Genomic DNA, 14002 nt, shown 5'->3' with positions numbered 1-14002 from the left:
TGGTCAGGGCACCGCTGGCGTGCCGCCCGGCACCACCGGCAGACCGGCCGCCTTCCACGCCCGGAACCCGCCGACCAGGTCGGTGGCCCGGCGCAGGCCCAGCCGCCGCACGTCCCTGGCGGCCAGGCTGGAGGAGTAGCCCTCGTTGCAGACGATGATCACTGGCCGGTCGGCGTCGAGGCCCGGCAGGCGCCACTCGCTCCGCGGGTCCAGCCGCCACTCCAGCACGATCCGCTCCACCGGCACCGCGTCCGGGATCTCGCCCTCGGCCGAGCGGTTGGCCAGCGGCCGGATGTCCACCACCAGCGCGCCCGCCTGACGCAACTCCTCGGCGGCCGCCGGTTCCACCCGGTCCAGCACGGACCTGGCCTCGGCCAGCAACTCCTCGACGGTCTGGGTCATCGGCTCTCCTCCAGCGGCGTGCGCGGCTCGGGCACCGCGACGTACTCGGCCAGCGTGGCGTACTCGGTGGTCGGCAGCAGCGGCGGCGAATAGGCGTGCACGCTGGCCGCGCCGGGCACGTTCAGGTTGCGCACCTGGTGCGCGCGGCCCCGGCCGAAGGCGACGGTGGCGCCGGTGGCCCGGTTGGCCGAGCGGATCGGCCCGCCCGGGTAGCGGTAGTCCTCGCGCAGTTCGCCCTGCAGCACGGTGAACGAGCCTGCCGCGCCGCCGTGGTCGTGCGGCAGGGTGCCCTGGCCCTGGGACCAGGACAGCAGCCACAGCTCCACGCCCTCGGTCAGCGCCAGCCGCGCCCACCAGCGTTCCTCGGTGCCGAATTCCAGGATGGACAGCAGCGGCGTGGTCAGCTCACTGGTCACCGTGGTGGTCAGGCCGCGCAGTTCCTGCGGGGTCCACAGCGGGCGGCGCGGGTGCAGCAGATCGTGCAGGTAGGGCAGGTCCAGCGCCGGGTGGATCTCCGGCCGGGCCAGGGAAGTGGTCATGTGCTCGCTCCAGGTCGCGGGTGGCTTCGATGGGTGCGGAGCCAGACGCGGCGCGGCGCAGGCCCGGGACGCGCGCACGCGTGCGGACCTGCGAGAAGGGGGAGAGACGCTGAGCGGAGAGAGGGCTCAGCGGCCGCGCCGCGTCAGCGGACACGCGCCGCTGGCGACCCGGAGCAGGTCGACAGTGCGGTCACGCCACAGCGGCGGGCAGATCATGAGTCGATCGTGCCAGAAACCTGACCCTGTTGTCAGCGCCATCTCATCTGGTGGCCCGCAACAACATCAATGTGCGCCCCGGCACGGGCAGCGGGGTGCCCGGCGCGAGCGGTCCGGGCAGCGTGGGCGCGCCGTCCGGCGACCCGGTGTCGAGTACCTGCTCGAAGCAGCGCGCGTACTCCGGGCCGGGCAGCACGAACTCCACCGGCGCCGGGTCGGCGTGCAGCACCAGCAGCCAGGAGTGGTCCTCCACCAGTTCGCCGGAGCGGGTGTGGCTGCGGCAGTCCGCGCCGTCGATCCACATGCCCAGGGAGTGCCGGGAGCCGTCGAACCAGTCCGTCTCGGCCATCTCCTGGCCGTCCGGGCGCAGCCACACCAGGTCCGGCTCGTCCTCCGGGGTGGCCCTGCCCTCGAAGAACTCGGTCTGCCGCAGCGCGGGGCACTGCCTGCGCAACGCGATCACCCTGCGGGTGAAGGAGAGCATCGCGAAGGCGGGCGAGCCAGGCAGGGTCGGCCCGGTCCAGTCCAGCCAGGAGATCTCGTTGTCCTGGCAGTAGGCGTTGTTGTTGCCGCCCTGGGTGCGCCACAGCTCATCGCCGGCGGTCAGCATCGGCACACCGGTGGCCAGCAGCAGCGAGGACATCAGGTTGCGGGCCTGCCGGGCACGCAGGGCCAGCACCGTGCCGTCGGCGGTCTCGCCCTCCACGCCGTGGTTCCAGGACCGGTTGTCGTTGGCCCCGTCCCGGTTGTCCTCGCCGTTGGCCTCGTTGTGCTTGTCGTTGTAGGAGACCAGGTCGCGCAGGGTGAAGCCGTCGTGCGCGGTCACGAAGTTCACCGACTGCCACGGCCGCCTGCCATCGTCGGCATACAGGTCGGAGGACCCGGTGAGCCGGTAGGCCAGATCGCGGACATCGGTGCTGGTGCGCCAGAAATCCCGCACGGTGTCCCGGAACCGGCCGTTCCACTCCGCCCACTGCACGCCGAAATCGCCGACCTTGTAGCCCTCGCCGGTGGCGTCCCACGGCTCGGCGATCAGCTTGCGCTGGCACAGCAGCGGGTCGGTGGCGATCGCGGTGAGCAGCCCGGCGTGCGGGTCGAAGCCGCCGCCGCCCGGCCTGCCCAGCACGCTGGCCAGGTCGAACCGGAACCCGTCCACGCCGAGTTCGCCCGCCCAGTACCGCAGCGAGTCGGTGACCAGCCGGACCACCGTGGGCGAGCCCGCGTCCAGGGTGTTGCCGCAGCCGGTGAGGTCGAAGCCGCCGCCACCTGGTCCGTGCAGGTAGTAGGCGGGCGCGTCCAGGCCGCGGAAGCTCAGTGTCGGGCCGTCCAGGCCGCCCTCGCAGGTGTGGTTGAACACCACGTCCAGCAGCACCTCGATGCCTGCCGCGTGCAGCGCGCTGACCATCTCCCGGAACTCCTCGACCTCGCGGCCGGGTTCGCTGGCGTAGCCCGCGTGCGGGGCGAGGAAGCCCAGGGTGGAGTAGCCCCAGTAGTTGTGCCGGCCGGCCCTGGCCAGCGCGGGCTCGTCGGCGAAGGAGTGCACCGGCAGCAGCTCCACCGCGGTCACACCGAGCCGGACCAGGTGCTCGATGACCACCGGGTGCGCCACGCCCAGGTAGGTGCCGCGCAGGTGCGGTGGCACGGCCGGGTGCCGCTGGGTGAAGCCGCGCACGTGCAGCTCGTAGACGACCGTCTCCTCCCACGGCACCTCCGGCCGCGGCCCGGTGTCCGGCCCGCCGGGCGCGGTGACCACCGAGAGCGGCACGCTGCCCAGCGAGTCGACCGCGGACGGGATGCCGCTCATCGGGTCCTCGCCCAGATGGCCCAGTGTCGCGTCCAGATCGGTGACGGTGCCGCTGATCCGCCTGGCGTAGGGGTCGAGCAGGATCTTCGCCGGGTTGCAGCGCACCCCTCGGTAGGGCTCGTACGGGCCGTGCACCCGGTAGCCGTAGCGCTGGCCGGGGGTCACGCCGGGGATCAGGCCGTGCCAGACGCCGAAGGTGCGCTGGGTCAGCTCGTACCGGCGTTCCACCAGGCCAGTCGGCCCGTCCTCGACCAGGCACACCTCGACTGCCTCGGCCGATGCCGAGGCCACCGCGAACCGGACGCCGCCGGGTTCGGGATGCGCCCCGAGCGGGAACGGCCTTCCGGCGAGCACCTGGGTGTCGACCTCGGCAGTCATGCCCTTGATCTTGCCTCCTCCGGGGCCGGTTGCGGGAGCGCCGAGCGGTCGGCGTGCCTCCCCGGTGGACGGGCCCGGGAGCGGGATGACAAGAATGGGGTCCGTGACCGAGCACGGCGGGCTGCCGGCCAGCGGGGCCAACGGTGTCGATGTAACCGATCTGGTGGTGCGCATGGACACCGTGGGTGTCCGAAGAGGGCGCACCACGCTGGTCCGTGGAATTGACTGGCGGGTGGAGCTGGACGAGCGCTGGGTGGTGCTTGGCCCCAACGGGGCGGGCAAGACCACTCTGCTGCGGCTGGCCGGCGCCGAGATGCATCCGACCTACGGGACGGTGCACATCCTCGGCGAGAAGATCGGCCGGACCGATGTCTTCGAGCTGCGCCCGCGGATCGGCTTCTGCTCGGCCGCGCTGGCCGCCAGGGTGCCGGGTGAGGAACTGGTGCGTGACCTGGTGGTCAGCGCCGGGTACGCGGTGCTGGGCCGCTGGCGGGAAGACTACGACCAGCAGGACACCCGCCGCGCCGACGAGCTGCTCAAGGCGATGGGCATCGCGCAGCTGGGCGATCGGACCTTCGGCACGCTGAGCGAGGGCGAGCGCAAGCGCACGCTGATCGCCCGCGCGCTGATGACCGACCCGGAGATGCTGCTGCTGGACGAGCCGGCGGCCGGGCTGGACCTGGGTGGCCGGGAGGACCTGGTGGCCCGGCTCTCCGAGCTGGCCATGGACCCGGACGCGCCGGCCATGGTGCTGGTGACCCACCACGTGGAGGAGATCCCGCCCGGCTTCACCCACGCGCTGCTGCTGCGCGAGGGCGGCGTGGTGGCCCAGGGGCTGCTCGACGACGTGCTGACCGAGGACAACCTCTCCGCCGCGTTCGGTCAGAACCTGACCTTGCAGCGCAACGGGGACCGGTTCTTCGCCTGGCGGAAGTGAGCGCCGGAGCCAGCCGGGTTACTGCGCGGTAGCCTTCCTTTCGCAAGCATGGGTCAGCGCGAGGAGGGCACCAGCGTGGGTGAGTTCGTCAGGCTCGAAGTCGACGGTGGGGTAGGCACCATCCGGTTGGACCGGCCGCCGATGAACGCGCTGAACAAGCAGGTCCAGGAGGAGATCCGGGCCGCCGCGGTGGAGGCATCCACCAGGGCCGACGTGCGCGCGGTGATCGTCTACGGCGGCGCGAAGGTCTTCGCCGCGGGGGCGGACATCAAGGAGATGGTGGACATGTCCTACGCGGACATGGCCGCCAGGGCCGGGGCGCTGACCTCGGCGCTGTCCTCGGTGGCGGAGATCCCCAAGCCGACCGTGGCCGCGATCACCGGGTACGCCCTCGGTGGCGGGTTCGAGCTGGCGCTGTGCTGTGACCGGCGGATCGCCGGGGACAACGCCAAGGTGGGGCAGCCGGAGATCCTGCTCGGCATCATCCCCGGCGCGGGCGGCACCCAGCGGCTGGCGCGGCTGGTCGGGCCGAGCAAGGCCAAGGACATCATCTACACCGGCCGGTTCGTCGGCGCCGAGGAGGCGCTGCGGATCGGCATGGTGGACGAGGTGGTCGGGCCGGATGACGTCTACGCCGCCGCGCTGCGCTACGTGCAGCCGTTCCTGACCGGTCCGGCCGCCGCGCTGGCCGCGGCCAAGGCCGCCGTCGACGGCGGGCTGGACAACGACCTCAACAGCGGACTGAAGCTGGAGAGCCACCTGTTCTCCGCGCTGTTCGCCACCGAGGACCAGAAGATCGGCATGCGTTCGTTCGTGGAGAACGGTCCCGGAAAGGCGAAGTTCGTTGGCCGCTGACCCCACCCCCAATCCGCACGCCACGGCCGAGCAGGTCGAGGCCGCCTGGCAGGACCCCAAGCTCGCCAACGTGCTCTACCACGACTGGGAGGCGGGCACCTACGACGAGAAGTGGTCCATCTCCTACGACGAGCGCTGCATCGACTACGCGGTCGGCCGGTTCAAGGCCGCCGCCGGTGACGCCGGGCCGTACAAGCACGCCATGGAGCTGGGCTCGGGCACCGGTTTCTTCCTGCTGAACCTGATGCAGGGCGGCGTGGCCGACAAGGGCTCGGTCACCGACCTCTCGCCCGGCATGGTCGAGGTCGCCTTACGCAACGCCAAGGGCCTGGACCTGGACGTGGACGGCCGGGTCGCCGACGCCGAACGCATCCCGTACGAGGACGAGAGCTTCGACCTGGTGGTCGGGCACGCGGTGCTGCACCACATCCCGGACGTGCAGGCCGCCTTCGCCGAGGTGCTGCGGGTGCTCAAGCCCGGCGGCAGGTTCGTCTTCGCCGGCGAGCCCACCAAGGTCGGCGATTTCTACGCCCGCCGCCTTGGCCGCCTGACCTGGTGGCTGACCACCAACCTGACCAAACTCCCGATCCTGGACACCTGGCGGCGCCCCCAGGAGGAACTCGACGAGTCCTCCAGGGCAGCGGCTCTGGAATCCGTGGTCGACCTGCACACCTTCGACCCGACCGAGCTGGAGCGGATGGCCCGCGCGGCCGGTGCGACCGGCGTCCGGGCCAGCACGGAGGAGCTGACCGCGGCCCTGTTCGGCTGGCCGGTCCGCACCTTCGAGGCAGCGGTGCCGAGGGAGAAACTCGGCTTCGGCTGGGCCATGTTCGCCTACCGCACCTGGCAACGCCTGTCCTGGGTAGACGAGAAACTCCTGACCGGCCTCATCCCCCGCGAAGCCTTCTACAACGTCCTGATCACCGGCACCAAGCCCGAATAGCCCCACCCGCCTCGCGACGAGCGGCCACCCACCGCTCGTCGCGAGCCGAGGCCCGCCGCCCGATAAGCACCCCCCGCTCACCGCACCAGCGTGCTGATCGACACATACCCGCCCACCCCCCTGGGGCACCCTGGCGACATGACGCTGGCTGGGGCCCTGGCGCCCAACGAGGTGCTGACCCGCTACGCGGTCTCCGCCCGCCCAGAATGCCCAATAAGCCCCGACGGCAGACACTGCCAATCCGCCACCGGCGCCCCCATCTGCCAATTCTGCGGCGCCCCCATGTAAACCCCCCCACCCCCGCCCGGCGTGTTGGCCGTTGTCGTACGGAGTGTTGGCCGTTGTGGGACGGCATGTTGGCCGTTATGGGACGGTGGGCGGGCGAAGCCCGGAGCGGGGAGCGTTGGGGGCAGGCGGGCGAAGCCCGGGAACGACGCGGCTAGGCGGTTCACACGCGCCGCGACCGGGCTAAGCCCGCACAGGCGGCCGGGGTGGCTTTTCAAACATCCCCGAGCGGTTCCCCCATCCCCGTCAGCCTGGAGAGGACACACCACATCCCGGCAAGCGGCCGCTTAACCTGCCGCCGCCCTAGCCTCCCAACCGCAACGGCGGTCGCTTGCCGGGATGTGGTTTGGTATCGGAAGGCTGACGGGGATGGGGGAACCGTACGAGCACTGCGGTCTGTGCTCTTGTCTTTGACTTTCCCCCCCATCCTTTGATTCCTGCCCGTCCGGCGAGGACGCCCTTGACTGTCGCTCGGGTACCTCAGCAACAGAGGCCAACAACGCAAAGATCAAGAGCGGAAAAGATGGCCTCGCCGGCCGGGCAGACCACCGGAGGGGGGTGCACAGATCAAGAACCGGCATGAGCAGGTTGCGGGGCGGGGTTTGTGCTGCCGGGGCCGGTTCCAGCGTGGCTCCGAGGGCTCGCGTGTTCTCCGCACGGCCTTCCGCAAGCCAACCACACCTCACCGAGCGGCCCCCGTTGCGGATTCGTGGGCAGGCGGCGGCAGGTTGCAGGGGCCACTCGGCGAGGCGCGGTCAGCAAGCTCCAGGCCGTACGGAGAACACACGAGAACCCTCGTCGTGGGGTTTTCACCCCAAACCCAAACCCCGCCCCGTCCCACAACGGCCAACACGGCGTACAAGAACGGCCAACACTCCGTACGAGAACGGCCAACACGCGCGGGCGGCTTAGTAAGCGCTGGTCGGGATCCAGTCTGAGTGGCCGAACCCGACGCCGCCCGTCTGCGGCTCGAAACTCCAGCTCTGCCCAGGATCCGCCGGGTTGCACGCAGCCAACTGCACCGCCGCCCCCGGAGTCTCCGCCACCGGCGCCAGACACACCGCCGGATTCGCCGTGGACCGCAGCAACCCCTCCACCACCGCCCACCGCTGATTCGCCGCCCCCGTGCACTCCTGCAACTGCGCCGCCGCCCCCGGCGCCACCGCCGGACCCGCCGGACCCACGCACCGATCATGGTTCAGCTCGATGTGCAGCGACGCTGTGGCTGGGTCTCGCCAGAAGCCCTGGTTGCCGCCGCCGGTGCAGTTCCAGGCCAGCAGCCGGTAGCCGACCCTGGTCGAGTAGCCCTCGGAGTCCACGCACAGGCTGGTCTTGGTGTTGCGGAGTTGGCGGAAGTCCAGCAGACCTCGGTACAGCGTCGCGGTGCCGGTGCTCGCCGGATCCACGCAGGTGGCCTCGGACCAGCCGGGGTTGGCGTAGAAGGCCGTCAGGCAGTCGCCGTAGGCGGTGTGGCCGGCTTCGTTGGGGTGGAAGGACTGCTGGCTGCCGACGAAGGTCAGGCCGCGCGCCCAGGGTGTGTCCGTGCAGACCTCGTGGCCGTGCAGGAGGCGGCTGGTGTCCAGGTAGCGGACGCCGGTGTTCTTGGCGGCCTGGCGGACGGCGCGCTCGAACAGGGGGACCACCTTGTTCCGGCCGAAGGCCTGGTCCTTGAGGTAGATCAGGCAGCCGCCCTGGTCCCAGCCGGGGAACTTCGGGTTGTCCTCGACGTCGGGGCTGAACGGGCTCGGGTAGCTGCCGAGCACGAACTGGTAGTCGCCGTCGCCGTAACCCGCGTCCCGCATGGTCTGCCGGACGCTGGCGATGCCCTTCTCCAGCGACGCCTGACTGCTGTTGATCCGCTGCTGCATGACGTCGGTGTAGGTCGGCCAGCAGTTGCCGATCAGCAACAGCCTGCGGCCCGCGCAGTCCTTGGCCAGCGGGCCGAACTCCAGCCCGCCGTGGTCGTTGGCGCCCGACATCAGCCAGATCAGCCGGATCCTGGTGTTGCGGGCCTTGATCGCCAGGCTGTCGCCCTGGTTCAGCTCGTCGAACTGCTTGGAGCCGCTGCGGTACACCAGGTGCGTGCTCTCCGCGCCGGAGCACGCGAGGTTGAACCTCAGTTCGGTGTCGAACCGAGCCTGGTGCACCGCGGCGTCCACCGACCGGTGACAGAAGTTCACCGGTCCGTCCGTGCCGGGTTCGTAGTTGCCGACGCCCTCACCCGAGACCTGGCTGTCGCCGATGCTCACCACCGCGGACTTGCGCTGTTCCAGCGCCCGCAGCTCAGGGCTGCCGTACAGCGCGGTCGACTCGCCCGCGCGGATCTTCTCCAGGTCCGTCGGCAGCTCCGCCACCGCGCGCACCCTGGCCGCGGCGGCCGGGGCCTGGACGGCGAGCAACCCGGCCAGACAGCCCAGCAGCAGGGCCAGGCCGGTCAGTCGGCGGGACGGGACGTCGGCGGCACGGACGCGGGCGGTGGAGCGGGCGGTCGTGAACACCCCACCCTTGTCGCACGTCCGGCACAGCGGTGGAACCCTCGGGGACGCCGGGTCACCCGAGGGATCCACGCATGTACCCGGCAGGTTGACCCTTGCCGGTGCAAGTGTCAGCGCGTAGCCGCTATACCGGCGGTCAGCCGGTCCAGCACAAATCGGCTGACCTCGGCCACGTCGGCGTCCAGCAGCACGTCGATCCGGCGGCCGGTGGCATCGGGCATCCGGTTGCCGAAGGTCGCGCCACGGCCCGCTCCGGTGCCGCAGTCCACCTCCACCGGCAGCGCGGTCCGCCGCAGCATCCCCGGCCGGGCCGCCTCCAGCACGGCCAGCACGTCGTGCAGCGCGACCTCGTCCACCCCGTAGAAGGCCAGGTACTGCCGCCGGTAGTGGTCGACCACCCTGGCCAGCGTCTCGGCCGGACCGCCTGCCGCGGCCAGTTCGGCCAGCCAGGCGCCGTCCACCGCGCAGCGCAGGGTCAGGTCCAGCGGCACCAGGCTGGTCGGCACGTCCTCCTCGACCAGCACCCGGCGGGCCGCCTCCGGGTCGCTCCAGATGTTGAACTCCGCGGCAGGCGTGGTGTTCCCGGCGGCCAGCCCGCCACCCATGATCGAGAGCCGGCCGATCCTCGGCTTCAGCTCCGGGTAGCTGGCCAGCAGCAGCGCCACGTTGGTCAGCGGGCCGATGGCCACGATGGTCACCGGCGACTCGGCCGCGCGCAGGGTGTCGGCCATCAGCTGCACCGCGCCGCGCGGGTCCGGCTTGGCGGCGGGCTCGGGCAGCAGCGCGGACTGGCCGCCCAGGCCGTCCGCACCGTGCCAGCCCTCCGCGCGGAAGGCCGCCGGGTAGACCAGCGGGCGGTCCGCGCCAATGCCGACCGGGATGTCCGCCCGGCCGAGCAAGGTGAGCAGCCGAAGGGCGTTCGCGCTGGTCAGCTCGGGTCCGACATTGCCGAACACGGTGGTCACCGCACGCAGGTCCAGCTCGGGGCTGTTCACCGCGAACAGGAACGCGACCGCGTCGTCGATACCGGGGTCGGTGTCCAGGATCAGCGGCGTCGGGCTCATCCGAGCACCTCCTCGACCTCGGCGCGGGTGGGCAGCGCGGGCTGGGCGCCGTGCCGGGTGGCGGTGAGCGCGCCGACCGCGCAGGCCCGGCGCAGCGCCTCGGTGTCGGAGTGGCCTTCCAGCAGGCTGAGCATCAGCGCGGCGGTGAAGGCGTCCCCGGCCGCGGTGCCGTCCACCGCGGTCACCCGCGGCGGCGCGGCCTCGGCCACGGTCTGCCCGTCCCGGCGCAGCTCAGCGCCCTTGGCGCCGTGCGTGATGGCCACCGTGCGGGCCAGCCCGATGTTGTCGATCTGCTCGAACTCGCTCTGGTTGACCACGACCAGGTCGGCCCGGCGCAGCACCGCGTCCGGCACCGGGCGGGCCGGGGCGGCGTTGAGCGCGAAGAAGCCGGTGGCGTGCTCGGCCGCGGCGACCACGGCCGCCTCCGGCACCTCCAGCACGGTCAGCACCCCGTCCGCGCCGGTGAGCTGCTCCGGGCGCACGCTCAGGTGCGCGTTGGCCCCTGGCACCACCACGATGGTGGTCTCGGCCGACTCGTCGACCTGGATCAGCGCCAGCCCGGTCGGCCCCGGCACCTCGGCCAGCTCGGACAGGTCCACCCCGTCCGCGCGCAGCAGGGCCAGCGCGTCGGCGGCCAGCGCGTCGTCGCCGACCGCGGCCACCAGGCGCACATCCGCGCCCAGCCTGCGCGCGGCCAGGGCCTGGTTGGCCCCCTTGCCGCCGGGGGCCTGGGCGTAGTGGGTGGCGGTCAGCGTCTCGCCGGGACGGGGCAGGGCGGGCAACCGGGCGATGAGATCGAGGTTGACGCTGCCGACAACGGTGATGGATACAGGCACGGCCCCTATCCTGCCTATTACTGGCCCGTTAGGGTCTCGATTTCATGACGAGCATGTGGGGCGCGCCGCTCGCGTCGCGTCTGGGTTCGTGGCGGAAGTCACGGCGGGACCCCCGGCAGGCCAAGTTCCTGACCGTGGCCTCGCTGCGCTGGGTGATCAAGAACCGCGCCTGGACGCCCTGGTACCTGGTCCGCTACTGGCGGCTGTTGAAGTTCCGGCTGCTGAACCCGCACGTGATCCTGCGCGGCATGGTCTTCCTCGGCCGCAAGGTCGACCTGCACTGCCGACCCGGCTACGGGCGGCTGGAGATCGGCCGCTGGGTGCACATCGGCGACGGCAACGCGATCCGCTGCCACGAGGGTTCGCTGCGCATCGGCGACAAGGCGGTCTTCGGCAAGGACAACGTGGTCAACTGCTACCTCGACATCGAGATCGGCGCCTCCACCCTGGTCGCGGACTGGGTCTACATCTGCGATTTCGACCACGTCACCGCGGACATCCACCAGCCGATCAAGGACCAGGGCATCGTGAAGACCCCGGTCCGGCTGGGCCCGGACTGCTGGCTGGCCACCAAGGTCACCGTCCTGCGCGGCACCAGGATCGGCCGCGGTTCGGTGCTCGGCGCGCACGCGGTGGTCAAGGGCGATATTCCGGAGTACTCGATCGCGGTCGGCGCCCCGGCCAGGGTGGTCCGGGACCGGCGCGCGGACTACGAGGCGGACGCGGCCCGGCGCAGCGCCGTGGCCGACATGGCCCGCAAGGCCAAGGAGGCCATGCGGCAGACCCAGGGCGAGTAGACCCGGTCAGGCGGCGCGGTCACCGGCCGCGCCGCCCGGCCTGCTCAGCCGACCTTGATGTGCCGGAGCTGGACCTGCCAGCGCCGCAGCTGGGCGGTCAGCGCGTTGTCCCGGTTGGGCAGCAGCCGCAGCCCGGCCCCCGCGGCCACCAGCTCGGCGACCTCGGCGACGGTGCGGTCCACGGTGGGCACGTGCGTGGCGAAGAGCGGATCGGCCAGCGCGGCGGCACAGCGGTCGTACTGCAGCGCGGCCCAGCCGTTGCGGGTCTCACCCCGGCTGCGCAACCGCCGCAGCAACAACTCCCGGTCCGGCACGACCAGCGTGTGGTGGCTGACCTCGTGCCCGCGCTCGCGCAGCCAGCCGATGATCTCCTCGTAGTAGGCCGGATTCACCAGCGTCATCGGCACGATCACCACCCCGGCCGCGTCCGTGGCGATGCGGTCCAGCATCTCCCTGGTGCCGGTGCGCCACAGCGGGATGTCCTGGAAGTCGGCACGGCTGTCCTTGGGCATCATCCGGTGCATCCCACAGCCGAGGTGCTCGGGATCGGCGACGTGACTACCGGGCAACCGCCGCTGGATCTCGTGCGCGACCTGGGTCTTGCCTGCCCCGAATGTTCCGTTGATCCACAACAACATGCCATCGAAGCTACCCGGACCAGGATCTGGTATCACCCGTTCGGTCCAGCGCTACCCGGCGGAGGGCGGCTTAGGGTGCTGCTTCCTGTCGTCGTCGGGGCTGAACAGCGCGAGGTGAACCGTGGCTGTGTCCCGATTGTGGCTGGTGGCCGGACTGTGTTGGGGAGGCGCGGTGCTCGTCGGTTGTGCCTCGCCGCCCGCGGTGCAACCGCCCCGGGTGCCGGAGACCTCGTTCAACACCACCACAACCACCGCAGCGGCAACCACCACCACGACAACAACTGTTCCGGCGCCCCCGCCGGTGCCGTCACAGCCGCCCCCGCCGCCCGTGCCGCAGACCTCGGCCAGGCCGCCAGCGCCGCCGCGGACCACCCCCAAACCGCCGCCTCCGCCACCGGCACCGAAGACCGACCGGCGATACCGGACCTGCAAGGAGGCCAAGGCGAACGGTCTTGGTCCGTACTACCTCGGCGTTGATCCGGAGTACCACTGGTACAAGGACGCCGACCACGACGGCAAGGTGTGCGAGTAACTACTCCCGGCCGAAGACGTTGCCCGAGGGGATCTTCGGCCGCCCCAGCACCGGATGCGGACGACGGCTGGTCGCCGCGTACACCGCCGCCGTGTCGGCCGCGATCAGATCCCAGTTGAAGTCCGTGGACAGCCGAGCCTTGGCCGCCTTCGCCCGGCGTTTCGCCGCGGCCGGATCATCCAGCACCGCACGCACCGCGCTGGTCAGCCCGTCCAGATCCCCCGGCGTGAACGACAACCCGGTGCGCCCGTCGCGGACCACCTCGCCCAGGCCGCCGGCGGTGGAGGCGACCAGGGGGGCGCCCGCGGCGGCGGCTTCCAGGGCGACGATGCCGAAGGGTTCGTAGCGGCTGGGCAGGATGACCGTGTCGGCGGCGGGGAGCAGGGCGGAGAGGGCCTGGTCGGAGAGGTGGCCGACGAAGTCGACGGCCCGGCGGACGCGGAGTTTGCGGGCCGCGGCGACCAGGTGGGGTTCGTGGATTCCCTTGCCGGCCACCACGAGCCGGGCGCCGGGGTGCGAGCGGCGGATCCGGGGGAGGGCGGCGAGCAGGTCCTGGACGCCCTTCTCCCATTCCAGTCGGCCGAAGAAGAGCAGCAGCGGCGCGCCGCCGGGGGCGTGGGTGGCGCGGGCGCGGGCCACCTCGGTCTGGTCGACGCGCCAGCGGCGGGGTTCGATCCCGTTGTGCAGCACGGTGATCAGCTCCGGCTCGACCTCGAACAGGTGCAGTGCCTCATCGCGCATGGCGGCCGAGCAGGTGATCATGCCGTCGGAGCGGTTGGCCAGCCACCATTCCACCGAGTGGATCTGCTGGTTCAGTGTGTGGGACAGCCAGCCGCTGTGCCTGCCGGCCTCGGTGGCGTGGATGGTGGAGACCAGTGGCGCGTCCGCGGCCTCGGCCAGGGTGATCGCGGCGTGCGCGACCAGCCAGTCGTGCGCGTGCACCACCTGCGGCCGCCACTCGCGTAGCAAGGCCAGGCCGGTACGGGTCATCGCGTGGCCCATGGCCAGCGTCCAGGCGACCAGGTCGTCCTCGAAGGTCAGGTGCGCCGGGTCCTCGGCCACCCTGACCACCCGCACGCCCTCGCCGACGACGTCCTCGCCGGGGTGGGTCACCGCGTCCGTGCCCGCGGGCTGACGGCACAGCACCACCACGTCATGCCCCTGGGCGGCAAGGCTTTTCGCCAGTGCGTGCACGTGACGGCCCAGGCCGCCGACCACCACCGGCGGGTACTCCCAGGACAACATCAGCACGCGCATGCGGACCCGTTCCTCCCCGTTGCT

The 14002-nt window shown here is 71.6% G+C and carries 13 protein-coding genes; 5 read left to right on the top strand and 8 right to left on the bottom strand.

Translation table 11 applies throughout. The features are described from left to right. Positions 1–3: 3 nt before the first annotated feature. The 3 genes from HNR67_RS41930 to glgX all read right to left on the bottom strand — a co-directional run bounded on the left by HNR67_RS41930 (position 4) and on the right by glgX (position 3339). Positions 4–402: a rhodanese-like domain-containing protein gene (locus HNR67_RS41930; RefSeq protein WP_185009360.1), complete on the bottom strand. Its 399-nt coding sequence runs from the start codon at positions 400–402 to the stop codon at positions 4–6. Beyond that, the gene (locus HNR67_RS41925) at positions 399–941 is read right to left on the bottom strand and encodes a cysteine dioxygenase (protein ID WP_185009358.1); all 543 of its coding nucleotides are present in this window, start codon (positions 939–941) and stop codon (positions 399–401) included. Before HNR67_RS41925 ends, HNR67_RS41930 begins: the two co-directional genes overlap by 4 nt. Before the next feature lie 259 nt (positions 942–1200). Continuing rightward, positions 1201–3339 carry a glycogen debranching protein GlgX gene (gene glgX, locus HNR67_RS41920; protein WP_185009356.1) on the bottom strand — a complete coding sequence of 713 codons (2139 nt, stop codon included), beginning with the start codon at positions 3337–3339 and terminating at the stop codon, positions 1201–1203. 172 nt (positions 3340–3511) lie between these two features. On the opposite strand from glgX, the gene HNR67_RS41915 reads away from it, so the two are divergent. The 3 genes from HNR67_RS41915 (at position 3512) to HNR67_RS41905 (ending at position 6074) form a co-directional block, all read left to right on the top strand. Next, positions 3512–4276, top strand: coding sequence for an ABC transporter ATP-binding protein (locus tag HNR67_RS41915; RefSeq protein WP_246494034.1), 765 nt, complete (start codon positions 3512–3514; stop codon positions 4274–4276). A 75-nt stretch (positions 4277–4351) separates the two neighbouring features. Beyond that, the gene (locus HNR67_RS41910) at positions 4352–5131 is read left to right on the top strand and encodes an enoyl-CoA hydratase/isomerase family protein (protein WP_185011747.1); all 780 of its coding nucleotides are present in this window, start codon (positions 4352–4354) and stop codon (positions 5129–5131) included. Continuing rightward, positions 5121–6074 (top strand): class I SAM-dependent methyltransferase, encoded by a 954-nt coding sequence (locus tag HNR67_RS41905; RefSeq protein ID WP_185009352.1) that lies wholly within the window; start codon positions 5121–5123, stop codon positions 6072–6074. Before HNR67_RS41910 ends, HNR67_RS41905 begins: the two co-directional genes overlap by 11 nt. Positions 6075–7267: 1193 nt before the next feature. On the opposite strand, the gene HNR67_RS41900 is transcribed toward HNR67_RS41905, so the two are convergent. The 3 genes from HNR67_RS41900 to HNR67_RS41890 form a co-directional block, all read right to left on the bottom strand. Further along, positions 7268–8857: a ricin-type beta-trefoil lectin domain protein gene (locus HNR67_RS41900; protein ID WP_185009350.1), complete on the bottom strand. Its 1590-nt coding sequence runs from the start codon at positions 8855–8857 to the stop codon at positions 7268–7270. 107 nt (positions 8858–8964) lie between these two features. After that, positions 8965–9918, bottom strand: a complete 954-nt coding sequence (locus HNR67_RS41895) for a nucleoside hydrolase (protein ID WP_185009347.1) — start codon at positions 9916–9918, stop codon at positions 8965–8967. Continuing rightward, complete coding sequence (locus HNR67_RS41890; protein ID WP_185009345.1) at positions 9915–10754, bottom strand: PfkB family carbohydrate kinase; 840 nt, start codon at positions 10752–10754, stop codon at positions 9915–9917. The genes HNR67_RS41895 and HNR67_RS41890 overlap by 4 nt, the downstream gene beginning before the upstream one ends. A 44-nt stretch (positions 10755–10798) precedes the next feature. Here HNR67_RS41890 and HNR67_RS41885 point away from each other — a divergent pair, with 44 nt between their 5' ends. Next, positions 10799–11551: an acyltransferase gene (locus HNR67_RS41885; protein ID WP_185009343.1), complete on the top strand. Its 753-nt coding sequence runs from the start codon at positions 10799–10801 to the stop codon at positions 11549–11551. 44 nt (positions 11552–11595) lie between these two features. On the opposite strand, the gene HNR67_RS41880 is transcribed toward HNR67_RS41885, so the two are convergent. Then, entirely contained in the window at positions 11596–12189 is a 594-nt protein-coding gene (locus HNR67_RS41880) for an AAA family ATPase (protein WP_185009341.1), read from the bottom strand. A 121-nt stretch (positions 12190–12310) separates the two neighbouring features. Between HNR67_RS41880 and HNR67_RS43970 the strand changes: the two genes are divergently transcribed. Continuing rightward, a complete protein-coding gene (locus HNR67_RS43970) occupies positions 12311–12721 on the top strand; it encodes an excalibur calcium-binding domain-containing protein (protein WP_221490231.1) in 411 nt (136 codons plus the stop codon). On the opposite strand, the gene HNR67_RS41870 is transcribed toward HNR67_RS43970, so the two are convergent. Beyond that, positions 12722–13978 (bottom strand): glycosyltransferase family 4 protein, encoded by a 1257-nt coding sequence (locus HNR67_RS41870; protein ID WP_185009339.1) that lies wholly within the window; start codon positions 13976–13978, stop codon positions 12722–12724. It lies immediately after the preceding gene. Positions 13979–14002 lie beyond the last annotated feature (24 nt).

The sequence above is a fragment of the Crossiella cryophila genome, from assembly GCF_014204915.1.
Lineage (GTDB): Bacteria > Actinomycetota > Actinomycetes > Mycobacteriales > Pseudonocardiaceae > Crossiella > Crossiella cryophila.
The sequence above is the reverse complement of the archived record's forward strand: the minus strand, read 5'-3'. Positions and strand labels throughout refer to the sequence as shown.